The sequence below is a fragment of the Borrelia sp. P9F1 genome (assembly GCF_030436115.1).
Taxonomy (GTDB): domain Bacteria; phylum Spirochaetota; class Spirochaetia; order Borreliales; family Borreliaceae; genus Borrelia.
Genome location: NZ_CP129414.1, coordinates 1 through 26087 on the forward strand (window position 1 = coordinate 1; position 26087 = coordinate 26087).

Annotated in this window: 29 protein-coding genes; 27 read left to right on the forward strand and 2 right to left on the reverse strand. The window is 31.1% G+C overall.

Features of this window, described 5'->3' with window-relative positions; all coding sequences use genetic code 11:
- The 19 genes from QYZ68_RS05485 to QYZ68_RS05575 all read left to right on the forward strand — a co-directional run.
- Positions 1 to 497, forward strand: a 497-nt coding sequence (locus QYZ68_RS05485) for a hypothetical protein (protein WP_301384656.1), incomplete at its 5' end; no start/stop codon positions are given.
- A gap of 505 nt (positions 498 to 1002) precedes the next feature.
- Positions 1003 to 1158 carry a hypothetical protein gene (locus QYZ68_RS05490; protein WP_301384657.1) on the forward strand — a complete coding sequence of 52 codons (156 nt, stop codon included), beginning with the start codon at positions 1003 to 1005 and terminating at the stop codon, positions 1156 to 1158.
- Positions 1159 to 1953: 795 nt separating this feature from the next.
- A complete protein-coding gene (locus QYZ68_RS05495; RefSeq protein ID WP_301384658.1) occupies positions 1954 to 2736 on the forward strand; it encodes a hypothetical protein in 783 nt (260 codons plus the stop codon).
- Between the two features lie 616 nt (positions 2737 to 3352).
- On the forward strand, positions 3353 to 4363 hold the full coding sequence (locus QYZ68_RS05500; protein WP_301384659.1) for a hypothetical protein: 1011 nt from the start codon (positions 3353 to 3355) through the stop codon (positions 4361 to 4363).
- A gap of 186 nt (positions 4364 to 4549) precedes the next feature.
- Positions 4550 to 4759: a hypothetical protein gene (locus QYZ68_RS05505; RefSeq protein ID WP_301384660.1), complete on the forward strand. Its 210-nt coding sequence runs from the start codon at positions 4550 to 4552 to the stop codon at positions 4757 to 4759.
- A 277-nt stretch (positions 4760 to 5036) separates the two neighbouring features.
- Entirely contained in the window at positions 5037 to 5366 is a 330-nt protein-coding gene (locus QYZ68_RS05510) for a contractile injection system sheath initiator (protein ID WP_301384661.1), read from the forward strand.
- Positions 5363 to 6226: a DUF276 domain-containing protein gene (locus tag QYZ68_RS05515; RefSeq protein ID WP_301384662.1), complete on the forward strand. Its 864-nt coding sequence runs from the start codon at positions 5363 to 5365 to the stop codon at positions 6224 to 6226. The genes QYZ68_RS05510 and QYZ68_RS05515 overlap by 4 nt, the downstream gene beginning before the upstream one ends.
- 3 nt (positions 6227 to 6229) lie before the next feature.
- Positions 6230 to 6811: a DUF735 family protein gene (locus tag QYZ68_RS05520; protein WP_301384663.1), complete on the forward strand. Its 582-nt coding sequence runs from the start codon at positions 6230 to 6232 to the stop codon at positions 6809 to 6811.
- 33 nt (positions 6812 to 6844) lie between these two features.
- Positions 6845 to 7951 (forward strand): DUF685 domain-containing protein, encoded by a 1107-nt coding sequence (locus QYZ68_RS05525; RefSeq protein WP_301384664.1) that lies wholly within the window; start codon positions 6845 to 6847, stop codon positions 7949 to 7951.
- Between the two features lie 79 nt (positions 7952 to 8030).
- Entirely contained in the window at positions 8031 to 8198 is a 168-nt protein-coding gene (locus QYZ68_RS05530; RefSeq protein WP_301384665.1) for a BlyA family holin, read from the forward strand.
- A gap of 16 nt (positions 8199 to 8214) precedes the next feature.
- On the forward strand, positions 8215 to 8583 hold the full coding sequence (locus QYZ68_RS05535) for a BlyB family putative holin accessory protein (protein WP_301384666.1): 369 nt from the start codon (positions 8215 to 8217) through the stop codon (positions 8581 to 8583).
- On the forward strand, positions 8576 to 8941 hold the full coding sequence (locus QYZ68_RS05540; protein WP_301384667.1) for a BBA14 family lipoprotein: 366 nt from the start codon (positions 8576 to 8578) through the stop codon (positions 8939 to 8941). The genes QYZ68_RS05535 and QYZ68_RS05540 overlap by 8 nt, the downstream gene beginning before the upstream one ends.
- 405 nt (positions 8942 to 9346) lie before the next feature.
- Positions 9347 to 10444: a plasmid maintenance protein gene (locus tag QYZ68_RS05545; protein WP_301384668.1), complete on the forward strand. Its 1098-nt coding sequence runs from the start codon at positions 9347 to 9349 to the stop codon at positions 10442 to 10444.
- Positions 10445 to 10484: 40 nt separating this feature from the next.
- Entirely contained in the window at positions 10485 to 11057 is a 573-nt protein-coding gene (locus tag QYZ68_RS05550) for a DUF226 domain-containing protein (RefSeq protein ID WP_301384669.1), read from the forward strand.
- Complete coding sequence (locus tag QYZ68_RS05555; protein WP_301384670.1) at positions 11033 to 11782, forward strand: ParA family protein; 750 nt, start codon at positions 11033 to 11035, stop codon at positions 11780 to 11782. The genes QYZ68_RS05550 and QYZ68_RS05555 overlap by 25 nt, the downstream gene beginning before the upstream one ends.
- 59 nt (positions 11783 to 11841) lie before the next feature.
- Positions 11842 to 12387 (forward strand): chromosome replication/partitioning protein, encoded by a 546-nt coding sequence (locus tag QYZ68_RS05560; RefSeq protein ID WP_301384671.1) that lies wholly within the window; start codon positions 11842 to 11844, stop codon positions 12385 to 12387.
- A 710-nt stretch (positions 12388 to 13097) separates the two neighbouring features.
- On the forward strand, positions 13098 to 13298 hold the full coding sequence (locus tag QYZ68_RS05565; RefSeq protein ID WP_301384672.1) for a hypothetical protein: 201 nt from the start codon (positions 13098 to 13100) through the stop codon (positions 13296 to 13298).
- 270 nt (positions 13299 to 13568) lie between these two features.
- Positions 13569 to 14210 (forward strand): hypothetical protein, encoded by a 642-nt coding sequence (locus QYZ68_RS05570; RefSeq protein WP_301384673.1) that lies wholly within the window; start codon positions 13569 to 13571, stop codon positions 14208 to 14210.
- Positions 14207 to 15559 carry a PBSX family phage terminase large subunit gene (locus QYZ68_RS05575; protein ID WP_301384674.1) on the forward strand — a complete coding sequence of 451 codons (1353 nt, stop codon included), beginning with the start codon at positions 14207 to 14209 and terminating at the stop codon, positions 15557 to 15559. The genes QYZ68_RS05570 and QYZ68_RS05575 overlap by 4 nt, the downstream gene beginning before the upstream one ends.
- Positions 15560 to 16443: 884 nt before the next feature.
- Here the strand turns inward: QYZ68_RS05575 and QYZ68_RS05580 are convergent.
- Both QYZ68_RS05580 and QYZ68_RS05585 read right to left on the reverse strand, forming a co-directional pair.
- Positions 16444 to 16803, reverse strand: coding sequence for a hypothetical protein (locus QYZ68_RS05580; protein WP_301384675.1), 360 nt, complete (start codon positions 16801 to 16803; stop codon positions 16444 to 16446).
- A gap of 325 nt (positions 16804 to 17128) precedes the next feature.
- A complete protein-coding gene (locus QYZ68_RS05585) occupies positions 17129 to 17953 on the reverse strand; it encodes a BB0158 famile outer surface lipoprotein (protein WP_301384676.1) in 825 nt (274 codons plus the stop codon).
- Between the two features lie 188 nt (positions 17954 to 18141).
- On the opposite strand from QYZ68_RS05585, the gene QYZ68_RS05590 reads away from it, so the two are divergent.
- The 8 genes from QYZ68_RS05590 to QYZ68_RS05625 all read left to right on the forward strand — a co-directional run bounded on the left by QYZ68_RS05590 (position 18142) and on the right by QYZ68_RS05625 (position 25977).
- Complete coding sequence (locus QYZ68_RS05590) at positions 18142 to 18744, forward strand: hypothetical protein (protein ID WP_301384677.1); 603 nt, start codon at positions 18142 to 18144, stop codon at positions 18742 to 18744.
- Positions 18745 to 18772: 28 nt separating this feature from the next.
- On the forward strand, positions 18773 to 19432 hold the full coding sequence (locus tag QYZ68_RS05595) for a hypothetical protein (RefSeq protein WP_301384678.1): 660 nt from the start codon (positions 18773 to 18775) through the stop codon (positions 19430 to 19432).
- A gap of 529 nt (positions 19433 to 19961) precedes the next feature.
- A complete protein-coding gene (locus QYZ68_RS05600) occupies positions 19962 to 20930 on the forward strand; it encodes a hypothetical protein (protein WP_301384679.1) in 969 nt (322 codons plus the stop codon).
- A gap of 530 nt (positions 20931 to 21460) precedes the next feature.
- On the forward strand, positions 21461 to 21721 hold the full coding sequence (locus tag QYZ68_RS05605) for a hypothetical protein (protein WP_301384680.1): 261 nt from the start codon (positions 21461 to 21463) through the stop codon (positions 21719 to 21721).
- Between the two features lie 286 nt (positions 21722 to 22007).
- Positions 22008 to 22820, forward strand: coding sequence for a hypothetical protein (locus QYZ68_RS05610; RefSeq protein ID WP_301384681.1), 813 nt, complete (start codon positions 22008 to 22010; stop codon positions 22818 to 22820).
- Between the two features lie 265 nt (positions 22821 to 23085).
- On the forward strand, positions 23086 to 23880 hold the full coding sequence (locus tag QYZ68_RS05615) for a hypothetical protein (protein ID WP_301384682.1): 795 nt from the start codon (positions 23086 to 23088) through the stop codon (positions 23878 to 23880).
- 175 nt (positions 23881 to 24055) lie between these two features.
- Positions 24056 to 24937 carry a hypothetical protein gene (locus QYZ68_RS05620; RefSeq protein WP_301384683.1) on the forward strand — a complete coding sequence of 294 codons (882 nt, stop codon included), beginning with the start codon at positions 24056 to 24058 and terminating at the stop codon, positions 24935 to 24937.
- A 203-nt stretch (positions 24938 to 25140) separates the two neighbouring features.
- On the forward strand, positions 25141 to 25977 hold the full coding sequence (locus tag QYZ68_RS05625; protein ID WP_301384684.1) for a hypothetical protein: 837 nt from the start codon (positions 25141 to 25143) through the stop codon (positions 25975 to 25977).
- Positions 25978 to 26087 lie beyond the last annotated feature (110 nt).

A 26087-nucleotide genomic window follows, 5' to 3' on the forward strand; every position in this document is an offset into this window, starting at 1 on the left:
ACCATTCACACTGGGCATTGGCTGGCACAAATTCTCAGTTTAGATTTTTGCAAATAGGAATAATTCAACATAATTACATAAATCTAAACTTCTATAATGAACAATATAAATATGCTGCCTTCCTTGGAATAACTATAACTTATAATGAATGGTTTGAATTAAATTTCACCCCCATAAACTTCATTCTTCATCCCCTACATACAAATTTTCTACTAAGCATATATTTTACAACTTCTCTTACTCTTTACATATTAAAATACCAAACGTATATCAACTCTCTAATCTTTAGCATTTTAATGGGACCCAAAATATCAATTGCAATTAGGTCTGCAACGATAACAGGATATACTACATCTGCTTTTCTATACCCAATTTTTCCGTATATGGCCGTTAAATTCAATATATCGCTTACAGACAGTCACTCCATTTTCTTTAAATTAACATCCTCTCTTAATGAATTTTTCTTCCTTGATATTGGTTTCAATTTCACTCTCTAATATTTAATCAAAGCGTAAAAACACTTAATTTATACATTAAGCTTTTTTATATCTTGTAGTGTCCTTACTAAAACAAACAGATATAAAAAATCAATCTCATAAATTTACATGACATAATTTAGTTATAATATCTAATAGTACTAACTATTTTTATTAACTTAGCATCATAAATATTAATTGGACAATAGTAAAATAAAACAAAAAGGATTAAAAATAGTATTAAATTTAAAATAAATAGTAAATAAGATATGAAACCAGATTACCGAGCCTATAAAATAATTTTTTTCAATAAATCGAACAAATATGACAACTATACAAGTAAATAATACAAAACATCAATCAAAGTAAGAAAACTTGTGGTTTCTCTTGCTATATAAAACAAGCACCCCCCAAAATCCTTATATCAATCATAAATTATTTAATTAAATTAAACTTTAAAATCTAAATTTTGATAACAAATAACAAATATTATATTATAATGATATTAGATATATAGGAGGAAGGAATGAAAAAAATAATATTTTTGTTTTTAGTTGCACTGTTTTCATGTAAGTCTTTACCAGAAAGTGAAAATAAGGGAAAGGAAGATCAAACTAAAGAAGAAATGATGAGAGGAGATAAAGATTCCGTCAAAAAACAAAGCAATAAAAAAACAAAGTAAATTCGGGTTTAATACTGACATTGATAAACAACTAAAAAATTTCTGAGAGAAATTAAAATTTTAAATCACATCACCCTTCTTTATTAGGGGAAGGCCACCACTGGTCGTCTTATTAGTGGTGGCTGTTGGGGGATGTTGATGACTTAAAAGATGTAAAAAATAAAGAAAATCCATAACAGAGATTATTTGCGAAGCACATCCAAACACCTAAATTGCTTAAGATGAGCTATAAACAGTAGCCCCACAGTCGGGTAATACAAAAACTGCCAAATTTTTTAGACATGCACTAGATTACAAGCTTTTCAAGCCTAGCTCAATCAAATTAAAGTCAAGCACAAGCAACATTGCTATCCTCTACAATCAATATAAACTCAAGTTAAGGGATTTTATCATCTAAAAAAACAACTCCGACAACCATTCTTAAAGAATACACACCAAATCGTACTTCATAAATAACTTTATCTAAGATAGACTTAAAATTTAAACTCCAACTGTGTAATATTTTAAAAATAAAAAACAACAAAAGGTTTTATCAATAAAGAATAGTTTTAAGTTTAAAACTATTCTTTATTGATAAAACCAATTTAAAATAGTACAATTATGTAACATGAGTAAATAAAGTTGTAAATTAAGGCGCTTGTAGATGGCTTTTCTGTTCACTTCCGTCGGGGACAGAAATATTTGGCTGGAGGTATAAATTCCGTACTAATTTCAAATAAAAATAAAAATTAAAATATTGGGCAAAGTAACATACTTTAGTGTAAGGAAATCGCTCTTAGATTTAGGATAAGGAAAATGCTAGAACCTATTGATGTAAAAGAAAACGCACGTGATGCTCCTACTAAGCAAGTGGAAGCAAGCAAAGATAATGATTCTTCTGACACTAATACTCCAATAGCTAATTTTAAAAAGAAGCCTAATGAAAACACTAAACCTGAAAGCAAACTTATTGACCGTGCTTTCGTTCAAGGCAATCTTATTGACATGGGAAATCTTAGAGATAACTTTAACCCATTCATGCAATCTCAATATTACATAAGAACATATGACCTAGATTTAAATACAAATATGGAACTTAAGGTAGAAACTAGCCTCTTAGGAAATCAAAATCAAATTTCACTTACTAAAGCACGCCTAAAATCCATAAGCATTCTTGCACACAAGAGAAGCATGAACCGTAAAGGAATGCAAAATTTAGTCAAGCTTAAAAAACACACAGAGTTCAATCTTTTCTATGATAGAAACAACATAAAATACAGCTTAAATTTTGAAGATAGAAATAAAAGAACAATTAATTTAGTTCCACATCTTAACTATCATGGCCTATTAAGCATATACAACGCCATCAGAGAAGATCTTAAATCCGGGAGTTTATTATTTGAAAGTTCATTTTATGTAGCTATTGACTACAAATGGACATTTCTCAATTTTCTTGAGTTTGAAAAAAAATTAACTAAAATCAAACTCATTCACTCGCCTGAGTCAAAGTATTTTTACTATTTATCCATAAGTAAAAATATTAACGAATTGCTAAAAACCCTAATAGACACCAGACAATTAAAAGAATTCATTAGATAACGCATGGGGCTCTGTAGCCAAATACAAAATAAAAATAATATTAAATTTTTATTCATTCATTATTGAAGATAATTATTTAACCATATATAATATGTAAATGTAATGTTACATTAATATAAAAGTTAAAGGTTATAATGTCTACAGAAAGCTAATATTGACTCTATCTCGTGTCTTCATGCTTTGTTCAAATTTCTTTGGAGTCTTTATTGCCGTAAATAATAGGGCAAACCTTACTGCTTAATGCAGTAATTTAACTACGTTTAGCTTAACTTATAACGAAAAGCCAAACTAAACGTAAGAATGATTTAAAAGAAGATGTTAAATAATTCTCATTTTATCTTCTTCTCACCTTGGGGGGTTCTTTTAGGGAACTTCCCTTTTTTATCCTAAAACAATCCATTCATCACATTCCTGTTCCTCTACATTAAACAAGAAGCCAAACCCAAAGACGAGTTTATCTCATTTTAAAGTAATCCATCTGCAAGAACCTGAAAGACACAAAGTAAATTAAACTCTCTAAAACCCAAAGTAACAGTATAATATCATACTGATTATATTATTAGTATGATATTATGTTAGTATAACAACATACTTATTGTATTATAAGGAGGCTCCCTTGGGTAAGATATTTCTACTAATACTGTTTATATTTTGTCTACTTGCATGTAGACATGATAACAAAAAAAATAGCAGCAATAATAGAAAAAAAGAAACGATATCTGTCAAAACTAAAATCAAGAAAAAAAAGAAAAAGAAGCTCGAAAATATAAGCACTAAACAAGATGATATTGAAACAAGGAAACAGGAAGAAGAAGAAAATGAAGAAGAAGAATACGACGAGGGAGAAGATGAAGAAGATGGAGATGAGGAAACAAATATAGCTATTGTTACTGGTGAAAAACAGGAAGATAACGGAGCAAAAGGACAGCTAACAACTCCTAAAAATCCTATCCCAAGAAAAGTTGAGACAATAAAAACAGAATATACCAATGGACAAACAAAAACATATTACTTTAAAGAACACGCAATCATTGATATAAAGCCAACAATAAGTCACATAAAAACTAGTCTCGTCTTTTTGCCGAGTACATCAACTGCCTCTAATATATACAAAAACGAATATTCTATCATGAAAGATGCAAAATTCACTCACATAAGAATACTTGCGGACAAACAAGGACTAGAAAACATGCAAATCAAAGATTTGGGTGGTCTAGTAAACTCTTCAAGACTCGATACCTTACTTAATAACGAAAGCAACATTTTAAAGATAATGTTATTCTCTAAGGGTAGTGATAATGTTAATGAAAACATAATATTACCCCTTAACCGTCGCTTCATTCATAACTTAGAAAAAGCACTCAATCCTTCTTCCTTGTTGATTAGTTCTACTGCAAGCCATACGATCGACGTCATAATTGGGAATGATAATGTTTACACAAAGCTCGATTTTTCAAAATTTTCTAACGAAGATGTAGGGGGTTCTAAACTAATACTAATACAAACAGAACAAAATGCCTATACGGTTAAGCATAAACTAAGACTTGACCCATCTATTTATACCCTGCTGAAAGACATAACCATTATTGAAAGATTGAAAAAATTTTTTAAAATGATCAAAACTTAAAAAGAAAACATAAATAAGATATTAAAAGAGAAGAGCTTCATTTAGAAAATGAAACTCTTCTCTTTTAATAAGAGACTTATTACTATTTAAGTCTTTTTATTATTTTTAATTGATAAAAGATAATAAAAAATGCTAAGATCTTATTACACAAAGAAAAGTAAATAATAGGGTTAAAGGGGTTTTAAGATGTTTAAAATAACATTTTATGTGGTGGTTTGTCTTTCAATGGCATCTTGTAGTCTAGGGCCTGTGTCTGTTTTGCGCTTTGCATTAGACATGATGGATAAGTATGTTCATAAGAACGAGAGAAGTGTAGATAAGGAGAACGGAGAAAAGAAACATGTGAAACAAGTATTAGAAGAAGAGATAGAAGACGAAGAATACGAGGATGAATAAGGAAAGGAATTACTAATCAAAAAGAATGGTCTCTTCAATCATTTTAGCTCAAAGTAAATACACTAAACTTTACTTAAAGTGCTTTATTTCTTGTTTTTAATTAAAATTTCGTTCATTTAAAATGAATCTCTGAAGACAAAATCCGGCAAATAGGTAGTCTTGTGGAATAACTTTCATGTTTATTAAGCACGAGAAAACATACCGAACGATCAAAAATAATGTATTTTATATTAAATTTTTGCTAAATATGTTATGATTGAACTTATAGTAGTTAAAAATGGACATTAAAATAGATAATGAATTTAATATAATTTTTGATAATGATTTTAAAATAGTAAATGGTCAAGAAGAACAAAAACAGAGACTGTTTTTATACCTAAAGACGCCTGTGGGCAGTATTTACAACAAAAATTATGGATTTGACTATAGTTTTTTCCTGAAGTTACTAAAAGTAAAGAGAACACAAGATATTACAAACTTTTTTGTGAATGCTTTAAAGGACCTAGAGATTGATCTGTTAAATATTAAAGCAAAACAAATAGACAAAAAAATAATACTACAATTTTTCTTGGCTGGAGATACCCTACGTATGGAATATAACCTATGAGCATATTTTTTGACAAAGAAATTGGAATTCTTACAAAATCAATAGATGAAATACAAAGTGCTAAAAAGGAAATTCTTAAGAAAGAATATAACCTTTCAATAAAAAATAATTCACTTTTTGACATAATAAATTATCCAAGCTCTTCCATAGACTTAGAGATAATACAAGCACTAAATGAATTATTTTTGTCTCTTAAAGAAGGAGGTACATACTTTAAAAGTTTACAAGAATCACTAAGTGTACCCAAAAGTTCAACTTACGAGGCAATTAAAAAAGCACTTTTAATGATTCAAGGAGTTAAACACGCTAATTTAATAAGCAGTGCCGGTAGTATTGAAGTACATATAATACTTAAGCCCGAATACTTTAAGGACAAGCTCATTGATACAGAAACACAAAAAAACATTTGGGAAGCAATTTACTATACTGCGCCAAGTGGCACCTTATTTAAAGGAGAAAAGGAAGTTCAATTTCTTAACAAAGATGGACAAAAAAAAATATATAAGTTTAGCTTAGGCGTGGTTAAATATGCATATCTGAAAGTTTTTTACAGAACTGAAGCACAAGAGACAATATATAAAGAAATAAGTGAGCAGATAAGGGAAATTTACAAAAATATAATTGAAAAAAAATATAAAGATATGGGGATTTCGTTCCGATATCAAGATTTCTTAAGTCCTGTAAGCCTAATGTCGGGGATTAAATGCATACGCATAGGTATTAACATAAAAGAAAATTTAGATACTAAGATAACAGAAATTAAAGATTCTGAATTTCAATTCAACAAAGATTTAGAAATTAAAGATAACGAAATCATTTATTTCAATGAAAACTCAAGAATGGTTATAGAAAGAGAATAAATTATGAAGGGTATCCCACTATTTTTACAAAATACACAAATTGAGCAAATAATACAAAGTGAACTTAATTTCAAAAAACAGATTTTAGGTGAACTTAAAAAACTACTGGAAAATTTCAGAACAATTAATGTTAAAGAGAGTATTAATTCAAGATATATTACACGCATAATGCTAGCATTGTTTAATGCATGCCATCTACAAAAAGGACTCACAAAAGATCTCATCAATTCCCTTAATGCATTAATATTTGCAATCAAATCAATAGGAACAGATGAAAGTCTTCATGTGCTCTTTAAAGCGTTTTTACATGCAAGAGTTGAAGTTAATGTTGTCCCTAACACACCAGGAACGATTATTATCAAATTACTTGAAAATATTAAATCACCAATTAAGTTTAAAATAACTGGTAAAATTAATGGTAGGATAAAGAAAATCAGCGTCAGACACAAAGGTTTAACAAAAGAACTTGAATCTAACTATATCCCAAAAGACTTTACAGATTCGATTTATGGTTTCATTAAAAGCCTAATTCCAGCTGGACGAACTATTAGAATTTTTGACACCCATAACAAGGAAATCAAATAATTAAAATTTATCTTATTTAAAGAAGGAGAAAACATGAGCCAAAAAAATTCAAGCATAGAAGACAGCGTGCAAATAAAAGATTTTAACAGAAAAATCAAAGTCAATGAGAATGATCTTATTCCCATTGACGATATCGTTGAAGAAACTTACGCAATTACATACAAAAACTTACTTGAACAAATCAAAGAAGACACATTTTATGAAGAACTTGATTACTTTAAAAAGGTAATAAGAGAAATAATATCTAAAGAATTACTTCAAGACAATTCCTACACTGAACAGATGTATCTAAAAATAATCACAAAGCTAATGGGACTTCAAACAGAACCAAATAGCATCGGCTTCGATTTTTTATTTAACAAAATTAAAGAAACATTAATTGAAAAGTTAAATCATTCTGGATATGACGCCAAATTAGGCAAAATATCAATATATAATCCAAAAAGGAAAGATTTTGAACTAATTGAATTTAATAGCTTTATCAATAACTTAAAAGAAATTTTTTCAGAAAATAAAGAAGTAGAGCAATTAAGACAAAATACAAATAATAACTTTGTTCACAAAACTGATTTTGATGACACAAAAAGTTCCTTTACGAAAACTTTTTTACATAAAAATCTTTTATCTCAAGAAATAAACCACCTATTTAATCTTATTCAAAACACAGACAATAAAGAAGATTTACAACTAATTGTGTTTAACAAAAATAAAAATTTGACATATAAACTGGAGTTTCCCGACTACCTTAAAGGGATGCCTAGTAACTTCAAGTATTGGGGCATAAATGCATCATCTGATTCTTTTTATGCCTACCATGAATTTAATACCAAAACATTAAAAATCGAAATTAAAAACGAAAAAGTAGAATTAAGTTTTCCCAGAAGCCTTACAGACAAGGCTATTTACTTACACGTGATCCTTAATCTTTCAAGTAGTCCAAATGTAAAAGAAATTATGACAAAAAAAGTATATACCAAGTTCATAGAAAATAATAATGAATCACAGTCTTCAACTATATTTTTCTACAGTGGCTTGGGGAATAACATAACCCTCACTCTTCTTGAAGGTTGGTACCTTGTAAAATCTGCAATATACAATGATGATTCAAACCAAGATGTTCCTTACCTCATGAAAATGTAGTTTTGCTATATTCAATCTTTATTAAATTTATGTTAAAATGTGTTTATAAGTTAAAAAATATATTTAAAATGGAGGAAATATGAATAGACTGCTTGAGTTCTTAACAAGCATTGACGAGACAAAACTTATAATCATTGGGGGGCTTGCGGTATTTACAATAATCCCTTTAGCAATCCTCTTAAAGCCTGCTATAAGAGAGACGATTAAAATAGTAAGGCATTTAATTGACAAGAATCACAAAAATTAAAATTTAAGGATAGTTTATGATAAATAATGAAAATATTAATTTAGGAATAAATTCGGTTCAAAACCTAATAGACTTATTTGGCTACAGCGGCACCAGTAAGGGAGCTCTTGTAGAAAAGGGTATTAGTGAGGTTGTTAATCTTTACAGCTACATAAACACGCTTTACCTAGACTCACTTCAAAAAATGGAACTACAAGAAAGCAAGCGCATATTACATGATCTTGAGTCAGTGAATAATAAAATTAATCATCTTATTGAGGCAATTGATTGTAATGTTGAGGGAAATTTAATTGAAACATTAAGACATGAACGAAATAAAGTTATGGAAATTACAACAAAATTACTTAAAGAAGAGTTAGCAAAACAGGACAAGAATAATGAATAAAAAAAGCTTCTCCTTTCTCTTGATATTTACCCTTATTTTAATATCTAGTTGCTCTTCAATAGCCTCCCTGCCACAAGAACCCGATGCCCCCGTAAATAATACACTCCAGAGCTTAAGCATATATGAAGCTCATCTATCAAGTTATGTCATGTATTTGCAAACATTTTTAGTTAAAACTAAAGAAAAATTTAAAGATAAAGACTACCCCTCATTTACTTTCTTCGATACAAATCTTTTACAAAAAACCCATACAATAAAAGCGGTAAAAGAAAACATACAACACTTAAAACATTACATAAGTATTATAAAACCAATTGTAAATACTATTTACAAAAAGTATAGTAAATTAAAAAAGTGAATTTAAAAATCGTTACTTTCTTTCCTTTTTTAGAAAAAGGCCCCAGTGGGGCTTCCTTTTTCTAAAAAACTACTTAAACTAAACTATATTGATACTTGTCAAAAGTTTGCTAAGACTTGCCTCAATCAGGCTAGTCCTTATTAATTATTTTAAATAAAAATTATCAGTACTATTTGATTCTCTTAATACAAGCTATTTACAGGTCTATTATATAGCAAAAACACAAGTTTGTAAAGTATTTTGCAAAAATTTTAAATTTAAATAAAGTATCTAGGCTCATAAAAATGATTAATAGGAGGTTTAATATTTTTATTTTATATTTGATAGAACAAGTATTTACTTTTCCAATAAATTGTACTATTAATTATCTTGTAGCCAGAAATACTTATATTAGGAGTAAAGGAAATGAAAAAGGATAAAACTAATAGATATCAATCCAATTTGGTGGTGCTGGTATCAACGCTTAGTTTCATGAATTTGAGGTTCGATAAATATACACAGAATAATATTCTGTATTTTTTCAATGGAAATCTTAAAAGAAATAACCAAAAGACAATTAAAATGAAAACGTTGCAAAATTATCTATACAAGCTTCAGAAAAAATTTAAAGTCACTACTAATTACTGTAAACACCTGGGAAAGAAATGTGGAAGCGAGGTTTACTATACTCTTCAATATTCTAAGAAGGAATGCTATTTTAAGATAAACTCCTACTTTAAAAACCTTGAAAGAGAAAAAGTTAAAAAATTTAAGGAAAGAGTTGAGATTTACGAAAAAGAAAATGGGAGTCCAAAATGGGAGTGTATTAATAATATAAATAATAATAAAGAGGAAGATGCATTGAAGAAATACATAAACAAATGCAAATTTAAAACAGAGCTTCCTTTATTCATATTAAATTTAAGAATAAACAAAACTCTAAAGATAGAATATATGAAAGAAATCAAGAGAAATGAAAGGAGCATATGTCTACTGAACAGAGAATCACTAGGCGATTTAAAGAAAGCAATCAAAGAAAATGGAAATACCGCAAGATGTATAACAGAATTTTTAAAGAGAAGAGGTTTCTTTAGTAGGAAAAAGCATAATGTGTTAACACAAAAAGAAAAAAGAGAAAACCTGAGAGAAACACTGAAAAATATAGAAACCGAATTACTTAGTGAAAAGAGTTACAACAAAGGACATATAAGAGAAGAAATTGAGAAGATATACGAGACGTATAAAGACAAACCCCATTTCATACTAGAAAAAGACAAATATAAAGATTTAGAAAAAATAATAAGCAGGATTAAAAGTAAAACCCCAATTTGCGCACAACAAGAAAGTCCAGATGATATCAAAAATAATATTTTTAGTATACTATTAGAACAGCTAAAACATAAGGTGGGTATTGATGTATTAATACCTGCCCTAAAAAGGCTTATTAACTCTAAAGTTGAATTAAAGTATAGCAAAATGATGGATAATTCGTATTATTACGAATTGCTAGAAATGATACAATAGGGAGGTAATAAAAGCTATTAACTACTGAGGAAAAGAAAGTATGACAGCTTTATTGGAATTATTAAAGCAGAAGAAAAAGGAGCTAAAATTAAACAAATTAAACAAGGAGAAGGGGAAGAGGAATGTTTTTTCAAAAATAGAAGAAAATAATGGGCGTAAGATATATCACACCAAGATATTTAACGATTTTTATGCATTTGGAATAAGCAAGAACGAACCAACCAAGTTTTTCATATCTTTAAGAGGAATTTTTAACATAGAACACATAAGCATGTTTCATCTCTTTTCCATAAGAGAAGGAGATGCTTTCCTAGGTATTTATTACGGCATCAAAAAATTAGACAAAGCATTTTTAGTAAAAAATTTTAATAAAAAGGAGACTTACACTTTAAGAAAGTGTGAGTACATAGAGTTTAGATTCAAAAAAGGCGGAGTTTTTTGTTATTTAAGTGGTCTACATTATTTACTAAAGGCAGACAAAATTGAGAGTTCTTATTATCAAACTTTACTAAGCATAATTTTGGGACTAGAAAGGGAACTTTATGCATTTTACAGTAAGGCATTACCCGAAGGAGGTATTATTCCAAAATGGATACAAAGAAGACAAAAGTAATCACGGTAGCATCAATTAAAGGGGGTGTTGGTAAGAGTACTACTAGTTTGATATTTGCAACCCTTCTAGCGCAGGAACATAAAGTTTTAATTATAGACATAGACACTCAAGCATCAACGACAAGTTATTATTTTAAGGTAATAAAAGAAAGGGAAATAGATTTGTTTAATAAGAATATATATGAAGTTTTAATATCAAATTTGCATATTGATAATGCTATTGTAAATGTCAATTCAAATTTGGATTTAATACCTAGTTATTTAACATTGCATAAATTTAACTCAGAGGCAATTCCTTATAAGGAATTTAGACTTAAGGAACAATTGAAGTTATTAGGCTTTAATTATGACTATGTTATTCTTGATACAAACCCTAGCCTAGATTTTACTTTAACCAATGCTTTAGTATGCAGTGATTATATAATAGTGCCAATCACAGCGGAAAAATGGGCCGTGGAGAGCCTAGATTTATTTAATTTCTTCATAGAGAAGTTACTTATCAAAGCTCCGATTTACCTGATTAATACCAAGTTTAAAAAGAATAATACACACAAAGAGTTGTTAAACCTTTTAAAGGAGAATGAAAATTTTTTAGGTACAATATCTGAGAGGGAAGATTTAAATAGGAAGATAGCCAAAAATGATATTTTTGATTTAGGTAAAGATTACATAAAGGAGTACCAAGAAACACTTCTAACTTTAATGAAAAAAATAAAGGCAAGTTAAGACGAGATCGAGATGTAGCACGTACACTTAGTGTACGTGGATAGAAAAGGAGGTCTATAATGGATATAGAGGTTAATAAGAGGAATTTAACTAGGGAATTTACAAGAGAAGAACAGGTACTTATTCATTATAATAAACTGAAAGAGAAGCTAAAAATTAATTTTCAGAAGGAAATTTTTTGTAAACTAGAAGCAATGAAGGTACTAAAGGAGATTAAAGATAATGAGTATTACAAGCTTGACAATTATGTTCATTTTGATGATTTTGCTAAAGATTATAGGCTTGCAAGGACTCAAACCTATAAATATTTAAAAATAGCAACTGCTATTGAGGAGGGTATTGTTGAGGAGAAGTATGTTGTGAATAATGGGATTAATGGAACTATGTTTTTATTAAGGGATAAGGAAGGACAGAAAATAAAGAAATCCAAGCAAAATCCCTTAAGGCCTTTAAGATTTCAACTTAAATGCCCCAAAGCATATGCATATTATAAGCAGAAGACTAAGTTTACAAGCTTTCTTCTTGAGAAAATCTTTTCAGAAGATAAAGAGCTTTTAACAAAAATTGAAAATGAGTATGCGATTTTAAAGAAGAAAAGAAAATAGAGAGAAATGAGGTAAAAAAAAGAGGAGATTGGAACTCTTTTTAATAGGTTTTGCAACCGGAGCCTTTGTAAAACCCATTAAAAAGAAATCTTTCCAAAAATTCATCAGTAGGAATAAAATCAGTATATTAGTTTAGGTAGTATATAGTTGTTATGAGTTGTTTATATTTCTTTTTAACTTTTTTTAAAAAAACTGAAAATTTGTTGCAAAATATTAAAAGGTGTTGTATATTGTAGTAAGTACGGATTGACATGCAATGTGTCACTCTTAATATAAGGACCTATTACCTTAAGGGGTTTATTAGGGGCTTTGGTGGCTGAGTTTCTAATAAACCCTTTAGTTTTAAGCGAGTAGCAATATTTTTTTCATAAATTCTCTTTAGGAGAGCCGGAGGCTCTCCTAACTTAGTTCTTTTGGATTGATGTTTAAGCATTGACGTTTCTTTAAAAGTATTTAAATATCTTTATGTATTACCTTTTATTTTAAGTTTTAGATTATCAAATATTGGTCAATTTTGTATTTTATTTCAGCACAAAAATTGAGTAGTGCAATTTAAGCATCAATTTACGCTACAGAATGAGAGACAGGGACAATAATAATCATTTTAACAATATAAACGTTTTAATTTGACATTATTCTAATAATATCTTAAAGTTATAACTACTAGATTTTAAGGTAGATTAATAGCTAGCGGGGTGGGGGTTGTTACATTGTACATAAGAAGCCTAATATCTTTATGTTTGATTTTGTTATTAATATATTTGTCTTACAGAGTGCTAGTTTACGTTAAAAATCAGTTATCTAGAGTCAAGGAAAAGCTTAAATGTAGTTCTGTGAGCAGGAGTGAGAAGAGGAGAGCTTTGGATAATTTTGACGCTTATTTAAAACGTATGCAACAAAAAAATGAGTAGCTGTGTTTTGCATTTACGAAGATCAAGTAGAGAAATTTATGATTGGTATCTGTATTTTTTGTAAACACTAGTTTTTCATTTTAATGTCTTAAATTTAATGATTGTGTATTTTGTTTTCTTCTATTCCAATATAATTGGGAACAAAGCCTTACAGAGCAAGTTTAGTTGTAGGTAATTAAGATATGATTTTAATGAATTTTGAGTTGTGATCATGTTTTTGTAGATTTTAGATCTTGTATTTTTGCACTAATTTGTTTATAATTTAACAAAATGATATTTAAAAATGGAGAAGAGAAGTATAATATTTTGTTCAGGTCAAATTTAACCGTACCTGATATTGCAAAAGTTTTAGAAGTTAGTGAGTCTTCTGTCTTGGAGGCCAGGTTAAGGTTTGTGGGTGATGAGCCGCTTGTGTCTGAGTTAAATGACAATGTTGAGAGGTGCAGCACTCTTTCTTTGAATAAGTCTGAACTTAACAATGATAATTTAGAGAATGAGAATGATCTAGACAGTCTTACCAAAAATGCCGTTTGTGAGGCGTATAAACTTGAAGAAGAAAGAGATAGTTTTTATAAATTTTTTTATAAAATTGCAAATTCGTATATCAATTCTTATTTTAAGTACAAAGAAATTAAATTGGGTTCTACTTTTAAAAAGCTTGTAAGCCTTAATGATCAAATTTTAAATTTAGAAAGAGAAATAGAGATAAATGGAAGAGAACAGAAGGGTATATGTAACGTAAATGAATCAGATTTATGTAGAAAACTTAAGTTAGAACTAAAAACTAAAATTTATAAAAGAAATCGAATTGCTAAAAGTCTTATTTTAGATGACATGAAGGAAGATTATGATTGCCTAGTCAAGCTTAAGAAAGTTTTTAAATCCAGAGATTTAAAGCTGAGGGAGACTTGAAGTTAAATAATTTATTAGTTTTTGTTAAACTACAGAAAAAATTTAAACAAAAATTCAATATTGATATTTCTAAATTTTTAAGAAACAAGGATGATGAAGTTGATTTTAGTTTATTTGAAGAACAATACTTGACTAATAAGCAGAAGGCAGTTTTGAATGACATAAATCAAAACTTTTTTTCTAAATTAATTTTCAATGGTGGGATATCTAGTGGGAAGACATTTCTAGCATCATATTTGCTTATTAAGTTTTTAATTCAAAACAAAACTCGTTATAAGAGGGATACTAATAATTTTATTGTAGGAAGTTCAATAAACTCACTGCTTACCAATACACTTAAACAAATAGAGAAAATATGTGGGCTTTTAAATGTAGAATACATTCTTAAAACATCCAGAACAGTTTCATGTAGTATTGCGGGTATAACACTTAATGTTTATGGAGGGAAGAACAGTGATGCTTTTTCAAAGATTAGGGGTGGAAATTCTGGTTTAGTGTATGTTAATGAGGCAACTTTATTGCATAAAGAGACCTTACTAGAGGTAATGAAGCGACTCAGAGCCGAGCCGGCTATTATTATTTTTGACACCAATCCCGACCATCCAGCACATTTTTTCAAGACAGATTATGTTGATAGAGTGGATGTATATAGGACATATAATTTTAGTATTTATGATAATCCTTTAAATACTATCAGTTTTGTTGAAACACAGGAAATGATTTACAAAAATCTGGCTGCCTACAAGGCACGTGTACTACTTGGTGAGTGGACTGTAAGTACGGATACTTGTTTTAATGAGGTCATTTTAAATGAGGATTACATGTTTAAAAGTCCAATAATGTATGTTGATCCTGCTTTTTCCATGGGCAAGGATAATACTGCCATTTGTGTACTTGAAAGAGTAGGCTGTCAATATTACACATACATTTATCAGGATAGAAAGCCAATAACGGAAAGCCATGTGCTTAATGCAATTGGTGTACTGGCTAAGAATTTTAATATTAATACTCTCTATATTGAAGACCGAGACAATACTTGCGGTCATGGATTTTTAACTAAAATCATGGTTTCTATCCGCAATGGAATGGATCATTACTTTAAGATAGCTGCCATCAGGCCTACAAGTAATAAGTTTGCAAGAATATGTACTCTAATTCCACTTTTTAATGCTGGCAGGATAGAATTTTTGCAAATTACGGACAAGAGTGTTATTAATGACATTTACTCCTATAGTGGTGATTCCAGATCTAGGGATGATTGTCTTGACGCCCTAAGTGCTTCTTATCTCCTCCTAAATCTCGAGCACCAAGATAGGCTTAGGCACTTTACCAGAATTAAATACATCTAAAGCGAGTGCGAAATCTTGCAAGTTGACCTATCCAAAGCCCGCTAGTAGAAGTTAAAGCTACAGTTTAGCGTTAAGACTGTAGCTTTTGTAATTCTTCGAGTGCATTCGTAATGAAGGAGTCATCTTAAATGTACTCTCAGACGTTAAATGTACTCTTAACTCAAGGATAGTCCAACTTTTTTATTATTCATACATTTTAAATAAAAATGAATATTTAATTTTAAAAATTTATTTTTATTTACGCATTTAAATGGCAAAAGATACAGTATGTTCTAACTTATTGATACTAAGAAAGATAGAATGGTTGACAAGCATTAAAAGTTGATAAAGTTTTGTATTGATCCGAATAGAAAGACTGGTAAAACAGCATCAAAGAGGCCCCTTGGGAGCCTCTGGTTGAGTATTTAGTCGAGTATTTATATCTTTTAAATAAAAACATATTTTAAATATATTCGCTAACACAAGATCTGAATACAGTCTCTAGGTTAGTTCAAACGGCAAATGCACAAAACCCTCAGATGAGCCCAGACCCCACCCATGAGAATCAAAGCTCATCAACGAATATGTACCTGCGTCCTACAACAGCCCCGTCTGTCAAGCTACAAAAACAACAGAAGGGACGGCGATTTAAAAGATAACATTTCATAATAAACCCATGCTGAAACTGTATCTCAATTTAAGAGATATAAAAGTCGTTAGCTTAAATTTTTAAGATGTTGATTAATTTTAAAGTAGATGCCTTCATTAAACTCAAATTTGCAAGATTCTTGTTTGTACTTAAAAACAAAAAAGTATTTTTATTTAAAAAAAAGGTACACTATCAGTGTACCTAAATCTAAAAGACTGCATAAATGCCTTAAGATGTATTACTAAACTAGCAAAGCCTATGATGCCTTAGCTGGTGCTGTTGCAGACGCCTTGAGTTTTTCAATTACATCAGCAAAGCTACCCGTACCAGTTTCTGCTAATTTAAGTTCCTTAATCCCTTCCTTAAACTTCTTCTCCCCATCAGTGTCCTTAGCTTCAATCTTTAAAGTCATAGCTTTCAAGAAAGCGTCCTTGTTTGTTAAAGCGTTAAGCACACCATTAATCCCAGCATCAGTGTACACTTTGCCCTCAACAGCATGTTTTGTAGTAAGGTAAGTCTTAATCTGATCTGTAGTTGCTTTAGCAGTTGAGTTGTAATCGTGACTGCAAGCTAAAGCGAGCAAAGCCAACAAAGTTGTTAAAATAATTTTTTTCATTAAACATTCTCCTTTCATCGCATCCCCTGGGTTCACTACACCCCTCTAGATACAACAATTTACTTAGTTTTCATACATGATAGCAAGTTTATTTAAAAAGAGCAATTATATTTTAATTTTTTTAAATAGTTTATCTAGTGCAGTGAGTTAATGAGTTTAATATTTAATCAAAAACTTAGCAAAATTAACAATAAGAGGGAATAAGCGACACTGCTCTTTATTTTTCACTAATCCAAATAACAGAAAAGAGGAGCTTTAAGTAACAACCCCTTTTCTATTATTTTGTAAACACTTTAATAATTTATAATAGTTATCTCTTGCTTTTCTATTGATTGTAAAGTTTAAAATCAGGCGCTAACTTTTCTATACCCGGATTTTTTTTCATTACTTCCTCTATCAATCGAGTCAGATAGCTTGAGTTAAGCGAAATATTGTATTCTGTAATACTGCCTGTTGTACTGTCTTTGACTTTTATTTTAGCTTTTACATTTTGAAGTTTAGTAAGAGCAGGGATTGTTTTATCGTTGCCACACAATACCCCAAATGGATTTGAGTTTAAATACCCCTCTTCAGATGAAATTTCCTTTGTAGGAATAGATAAGGGAATAGAAAAGAAGAAAGAGCTCTGCTCTGAATGTTTTCTTTTATTAAAATCTAGACTAGGATCATCTTCTAGGGTGAAGCTTTCAACTTCCAGGTTGCCATTGCCATCAGTTACCTCAAACAGCACAAGTGGCATAGTGTATTTGGTAAATTGTCCATTTAACTTAACAGGGCTTATTGAGTATGAGTATCTAATCTTACTCTCAAGTTCTGGGATAGGCTTTCCATCAGCTGCCTTGATGCCTACGGCTTTAGTTTTAATCCAAGTTACATTGCTTGAAATGAAAGCAAGAGCTGTAACCTTTTTAGAGCCTTCTAAAGTCTCATATTTTTCTTCTACCTCTTGTTTTGGAGAATTTGCTACCAATGAGTCAGATTGTTCGGCTTCCTTGTTTTTCTTTAAGGAAAGAATAGCAACAGAATTGCTTGGCATGGGTGATTCTGATTTTTGCCCAATGGTTGTATAAAAAAATTTAATTGCCCTTAAATCACACGCAACAAACAACGCTACAATGAGTGTTAGAAATAAATTTCCTAAATTCTTCATATCTTCCTCCTTTTAAGCCCTTATCCATACCTTCCCCAAGCTCATGCTCGTCCCAAATTGACTCAAGGGTAATTCAAATTAAAAAGATTTCAATGAAATTAATGTTTATAAGCTAATTTTGTTATTGCATATAAAGAGCTTAGCTATTGCTAGTCGGCAGGGAGGTTCTTGTATGTTATAGTTGAGGAATGAAGATCGCATTGTTAGGCCTAATTTTATCTACAGTATCTATTGTCTTCTTAAGTTTTACCTTGGTTTTAGTCAATGTCTTTGGGGGGTCTTCTTTAGCTTCTTCAGAAGAGATTGAGATTATCAATCAAAGTAATACAGATGCAGTTAAGTTTAAGATTGTCTTGGCAAATCCGTCAGGCTCTGTTGCTATTGTTTATGATTACAAGGATGCGGATAAAAGATTTTACCTAGATTTTAAGATTGTAACAGACAAAGAACCCCTCGGACTTGAGGGTGTTTTTCTTAATAACACAGCGATTGATTGGGAAGTTTTGCTTGCTTCTAATGACCAACTAAAATTTGAAGGTGATCGGTATATTTTAAGTTTTGACGATTCAATATCGCAGACGGGTTTTTTAGTTAACTTTGATCCTCGGGATGGGTATTTAAAGCTAGCAGAATTTGCAAAAGGCGATGGGATTAAATTTTGTGTTAAATGTGTTCAGATAAGAACAGGCGTAGCACTAAATATTCCCTTCAATATAAGTGTAGAGGGAGCTAGAAAATTCTTTGACCTTATTGAACAGTACGGTGAGAATGTTGAGGGATTTTTGAGTTAATTTTGCAAAGTTATTCATCGGAGAGCGCATGAGTGCTATTAAACATATTTCATTAATAATACTTGCTGTGTTATTCGTGTCTTGTTTTGCAATCCTTATGGTATTGCTTAACATATTTACAAATACGGATAGTGCTAAGGAAGGGATATATTATTCCGATAGCTCAAGTGACGATGTTATTATGATTAGATCTTATTTCCAAGAATTTGAGTCTGGTAGTATCAGGAGTATCTTCTTTAAGAAATTAGATGTAAATCTAAGCTCTGAGAGTTTTAAGGGCTTAGATGAGCAAGGAAAGCGCAATTTAATAGATTCTTATCCATCTTACTTCTTGGAGTTCGTTGTAATCAATAATGGGTTTCTAATGAATTTTAAAAATGTAATCTTTAATGAACTGGATGCTAGGCTATATAAACAACACCATATGGTTGAACCGGATTTTGGGACAGCAAGTGTAGCATATTTTCAGATTGGTAATGGTGATGTCGGTGACAAGAATTTAGGACAATACCCAGTACGGGTAGTAAATGTTTTCAAAATTGCATTCAACGACGCTTTATTTAACTCCTTAGTTAAGCAAGAAATGTTAAAATTTACTTTAGTTACTCATGATAATAAAGAGTATATTTTAAAAACTGATAATTTTTTATCCAAATATGATTTTAAAACTCCCGCAAAAACTAGATAACTCTCTTTCAAATAAACAGATAAGATTTACTAAGAGATTTAATTAACACTATTAATCAATATAAATCTATGACGAAAATATGAAATTTAATTTAAATATATACATTTTGCTATAACCTTGTTCTAAGGTATGAGGAAAGTATTAGGGGATCTCGGTTTCCTAATATTCCCTCGGTAACTTTATCTGTCTTTTATTCTACTCCAGTATTTTTGTTTATCTTTGATTTTAGCGTGCCTCCAATCTTTAATGTGCAATCTACTGCGTTGGGAAATTTTCCCGGGTTACAAAGTTGGGGCCAATTTTTCAAAAATAATTAGAAAAATATAGAGAGACATATTTTCTTATATAGTAAATATATTAAGAAGTGAACTGCGAGCAAGCAAGATTAATTTTTTTCAAAAAACTTGATTTTTACTAATTTTAAGCTACAATATTTAGTCTTAGTTTGTAATGAAACTAAGTAAGTAACAGTAACAATAAAGTAATGTTACTTAATAGTAACAATTACAAAAGTAATAAGGAGAGTGAAATGAAGAAGATTAATATAATGCTGTCTCTAGTATTAACAGTAGCTTTGGTGGGCTCTTGTAATCTAGGCAAGTTTGACGATGCTGGTACAACACCAGAGGATACAAAAACTTTAGCTACAAAACCGTTGCAAGGTGAAACAGCTCCAGAACAGGCTGAAGTAAAGACAGCCGATGGCGGATTGGCAGACGATGTAGAAGAAAGATTAGTAGATGTTGTGGGTGAGGTTACACAAGCGGACAATAAGGAAGTAGCAGACGATGCAAACAATGCAGAGGAAGTAGCAGACAAGGATGAAAATGCAGAAGAAGGAGCCAACGTGAATGTGGATGGCGTTGTAAAGGCAGTAGGTGAAGCTGGGAAAGCAGATGATGCAGATCAAGCAAAGAAAGCTAAAGAAGATGCGCAAAGAGCAGCAGCGGCAAAAGCAGAAGCTGAGAAAGCTTTCAGGACATTTAAGGCTAGGATAAGTAAATACAAAAGAGGATTGGAAAGCCTTAAGACAAAGTTTGACAAACTAGCATCAAAAACTGAAGTGGAAATACCCCCACAGATAAGAAGTGTGACAACAGCAGATAAGGATAAAATTCATGCAAGTCTAGGATACAATAATGCCGTAAATCAAGATTTAAACAAAGCAATTAGGGCATTACAGCTTGGTGGTGGCAGTAAGGACGAAGAAATAAAAATAGTATCCGATTTACTTAAAATGTTAGTTGACCTTGATGATGCTACTAAAAAGATATTTGAAGATCTTTTAAGAGATAATATTCTTGAGCAAATTAAGAGCGATAAGAGTAAAATCGACGAAATTGATAAAATGGATAAAATGTTTGATTCATTTACTAGACCAAGAAGTGCTTTCGTAAGAAATGTGCAAAAGATAATAAAGACAGCAGCAACGAAGAGGGATGCGGCAAGTGTGAAAGCAGAATTAAAGAAGATTATTGAGCTTGCGACTCAGCCCTAGTTTTACTCTAACCAGTGCTGAATTAGAGCATCAAATTAATTTTACTAAATCTAAAAAGGCCATAAATAAACATGGCCTTTACTTATTCCATTCTCTACTTCTGCATCCATCTTAGCCACCAAACTCCAAAGTTAATAATTAATATTTAAAGTTTAAACACAAGAGTAAGCTTTAAATTTCCACAGAAATTAGAATTTTACTAATTTAGGATATAGTCTTAGTTTGTAATTAAACTAAAAATAACATTATAAATGGATAAGGTTATTTTTTAGTCATGATAGTAAAATAAAATTTCAATTCCTAATCAAATAATAAAAGCAATAAATTTAGAAGAAGCAGATAAGGATAAGATTCATGCAAGTCTAGGTTACGACAGCAACACACATGCAAATTTAAATACTGCAATTGCTGCATTAGGCCTTTATTCTGCTCAAGTTAAGGAAGAAGAATTAAAAATTAAAGAAGAAGAATTAAAAATGGTTGCCTATTTATTATGGCTGTTAGTTGCTCTTGATGACACCACCAACTATATGTTGAATAAGTTATTATCAGACGAGATGCTTGAAGAAATTAAGAGCGACAAAGATGCTCGAGCAAGATCTGTAGCAGAGCTTGATAAATTTATTGGTGCAAGATATGCGTTTATTAGAATTGCTCAAAAGGCATCAGAAGCAGCTGCCAAGGCATTTGCAAACAAAAAGGATGCTACAAGCGTGAAGAGAGTGAAGGCAGAACTAAAGAAGATCATTGATGCAGCTACTAGCCCTACTCCACCCAGTTTTACTGAGTAGGCTATCACAATACAATTAAATCAATTAAATTTGTCATAAGATGATAGGGGTCATAGTAATGTGGCCTCTATTCGTTTTTATTCACCTTTCTACTACTTATGCTTACCTTTTCCATTATCACTTTCTCCCCACAAAATAAATATTTAGCATTTATTAAAAGAGAAGTAACAAGTAAATTTTTTCAAAAAACTAGATTTTTTTAATTCTTAGTTTATAATATGTATTAAAGAATATTAGTCTTAACTAAGAATATTCTTTAATAATGATAATAAAAAAGGAGAATAAAGTGAAAAAATTCAGTATTATGTTTTTTCTAGTATTAGTAGTAGCTTTGGTTGCTTGTAAGCAAGAAGAACCAGGTAACGGTGGTGCAGGTGCAGGAGATCAACCACAAGCAGATGGATCAGGTGGTAAAGAGCTTACACCAGAGCAAATAGCAGCAGCAAAGAAAGAAAAGGACGCAGCAGAGGCTGAAAAGCTAGCAAGGGAAAAAGCGCTTACTGCGTTGAAAGACGAGTTAACAAAATACAAGAAAACAATGGCTGATGCAAAGAAAGCGTTTGATGCAAAAACTGGGAAAAATGAAGTGACAGTTCCTTCTGGATTAACTGGTGTTACAGCCGCAGACAAGGAAAAAATCCAATCAAGTTTAGGTTACAATGATGATACACACAAGGAATTAAATGATACAATTACGGCATTAAATCTTACTAGTGGCGGTAAGGATGCAGAAAAGAAGACAGTGAGCGATGTACTTAAGATGTTAGTTGACCTTGACGACGCTACTAAAAAGATATTGGATGAGCATTTGAAAGCCGAAAACTTAGCAAAAATTGAGAATGACAAGACTAAGATCGAAAAGGCCGATAAAGAACTTAAGGCATTTATTGCATCAAGAGATGCATTTATCGCAAGTGCTCAAAAGACAATAAAAGCAGCGGAAGCAGCTAAAGCCACTGCAGCAAATGCAAAGAGAGAATTGGACAAAATTGCTGACAAGACAAAGAATACCGCTAAAGCCGATGAAACTGGATACTATCATGTTACAGTTAAAGCTATTGAGAAGAATGCAACAGCACTTGAAGATTTAGTTAAGTAACAACTTTAGTTAAAACTAGAATTAAAGGCCATATTTATGGCCTTTTTTCATTTTTATCCCTTGTTGCCTTTTATATTTTGCAACCCCTGCACTTTCTAACCTTTAAAATTTAGCATTTATTAAAAGAGAAGTAACAAGTAAATTTTTTCAAAAAACTAGATTCTAGATTTTTTTAATTCTTAGTTTATAATATGTATTAAAGAGAATTGTTATAAACTAAGAATATTCATTAGTAATGATAGTAGAAAATAAAAAGGAGAATAAAGTGAAAAAATTCAGTATTGTCTTTTACCTGGTATTAATAATATCTTTGGTTGCTTGTGATCAGGAAACGCAAGGTAACAGTGTCACACCAGGGCCAGGGAACCAACCACAGGCAGATGGATCAGGTAGTAAAGAGCTCGCACCAGAGCAAATAGCAGAGGCTGAAAAGCTAGCAAGGGAAACGGCGCTTACTGCATTGAAAGACAAGATAACGACATACAAGAAGAAAATGGCTGATGAAAAAGAAGCTCATGGTAAGATAGGCACATCAAAAAATGAAGTGGACATTTCGGATGAGTTAACTGGTTTTACAAAAGACACAGACAGTGCTAGAATACATGCAAGCCTAGGTTATGATAATGAGCTAATAGGAAAGTTAAACAACTTAATTATGGGTTTAAGTACTGGTGGTAGTATTCCTGCCGAAGAAATAAAGAAAGTGACCAATGCGTTTAATATGTTAATTGAGCTTGATGATACTACTAACAAGATATTAGATGAGCATTTGAAAGCCGAAAACTTAGCAAAAATAGAGAAAGACAAGGCTAAGATCGATACTGCTACTAGAGAGCTTAATGCGTTTATTGCATCAAGAGATGCCTTTATTGCAAGTATTAAAAAGTCCATAGAGGCGGTATTAGCTAACAATAGCACCGCAGACGATGCAAAGGCGGAATTGAAAAAGATTGCTGACCAAACAAAAACTAACGCTAAAGCCGGTGAATCTGGATACTATCATAGTACAGTTAAAGCTATTGAGAAGAATGAGAAAGCACTTGCAGAATTAGTTAAGTAATAACTTTAGTTCAAATTAGACTTGAAGGCCATAGCAATATGGCCTTCTTTTATTCTTATCTTTATGTTCTTCTTTCATTCATTCTTATCACAGAAAAATTTAACTATTATTAGTTTATATTTTTATTAAAAAGAATTGTTATATAAAAAGAATTGTTATATAATAGTAATATTATATGGTGAGAAATATGATGAATAAAGGTAATAAAGAGGAAAGTAAAATGAAAAAGATTAATATTATGTTTTTTTTAGTGTTGGTAATGACTCTAGTTGCTTGTGATCAAGAAATGCAAATAGTTGGTAGGATACTACCAGGAACAAAGCCAGGACAGACGGGTGCATCTGAAGAGGTATCAGATCAAGAAGTATCATATGAGGGTATGACAGATGAAGAGAGGAAAGTAGCTACCGAGCGATTAAGGACTGAAACAGCAAAAGCGTTTAAGGCATTAAAAAAGACCAGAGATGACTACAGTAATAAAATTGATAAAGCAATGAAATCTTATTACGCAATAATCGCGGAGACAAAACACGTAATAGCATACAGAGTGGAAATTCCAGCTGAGGTAAAGGGTTTTACAAAGGAAAAAGACAGTGCTAAGTTTTATGCAAGCCTAGGTTATGATCGTGAGCTAATAGAAAAGCTAAACGACTTAATTAGGGGTTTAACTTTTAATGGTCATGTTTCTGCCGAAGACATACAGATAGTTACCGGTATACTTAAAATGTTAGTTGAGCTTGATGATGCTAACAACAAGATATTGGATGAGCATTTGAATGACGAAAACCTAGCAAAAATAGAGAAAAACAAGACTAAAATCGATACTGCTACTAAAGAGCTTAATGCATTTATTGCATCAAGAGATGCCTTTATTGCAGGTATTAAAAATTCCATAGAGGTGGTGCATGCATGTGTCTCTAATGCTGAGGCAATGGTGGAATTAAACAAGCTTATTGCAACAACTAGCACTACTATAGCAGAGGAAGCTGGATATTGTCATAGTAGAGTTGAAGCAGTGAAGAAGAATGAGAAAACACTTGCAGGTTTATTTAGTTAAGTAATAACTTTGTTTCAAATTAAACCCGAAGGCCATAGCAATATGGCCTTCTTTCATCCCAACCAAAGAGACCAAAGAGAAGTAGAAATTAAATATTTTACAAGAAACTAGAATTTAACTATTCTTAGTTTATATTCTTTATTAAAGAGAATTGTTATAAACTAAGAATATTCTTTAATAAAGGTAATAAAAAGGAGAGTAAGGTGAAAAATATTAATATTATGTTTTTTCTGGTATTAGTACTAGCTTTGGTTGCTTGTGGCCAGGAAACGCAAGGTGACAGTGTTACACCAGGGTCAGGGAATCCAGGACAGGCAGGTGCATCTGAAGAGGAATCATATGAGGGGATAACAGATGAAGAGAGGAAAGTAGCTACCGAGCGATTAAGGACTGAAACAGCAAAAGCGTTTAAGGCATTAAAAAAGACCAGAGATGACTACAGTAATGAAATTAATATAGCGATGAAAGCGTATGACGCAATAGAAGCGACGACAAAACACGTAATAGCACACAGAGTGGAAATTCCAGCTTTAACTGGTTTTACAAGGGAAAAAGACAGTGCTAAAATTTATGCAAGCCTAGGTTATGATGGTGATCTAATAAACAAGTTAAATGACTCAATTATTAGTTTAAGGAGTAGCGATGGTAATATTCATGCCAGAGAAATAAAGATAGCGGCCGGTATATTTAGAATGTTAGTTGAACTTGATGATGCTACTAACAAGATATTGGACACGCATTTGAAAGACGACAACTTAGCAAAAATAGAGAAAAACAAGGCTAAAATTGATACTGCTACTAAAGAGCTTAATGCATTTATTGCATCAAGAAAGGAATTTATTGCAAGTATTGAAAAGTCAATAGAGGCGGCGCGGAGTAATGAAATTCGGACTCCAGACGAGGCAAAGGCAGAATTAAACAAGCTTATTGCAACAACTGCAGTAACTAGCGATACTGTAGCAGGAGAAGCTGGATATTGTCATAGTAGAGTTGAAGCAGTGAAGAAGAATGAGAAAACACTTGCAGGTTTATTTAGTTAAGTAATAACTTTGTTTCAAATTAAACCCGAAGGCCATAGCAATATGGCCTTCTTTCATTCTTACCCCAAGAGACAAACTTTGAATTTTTGTAAAAATCCAAAATTGCATTA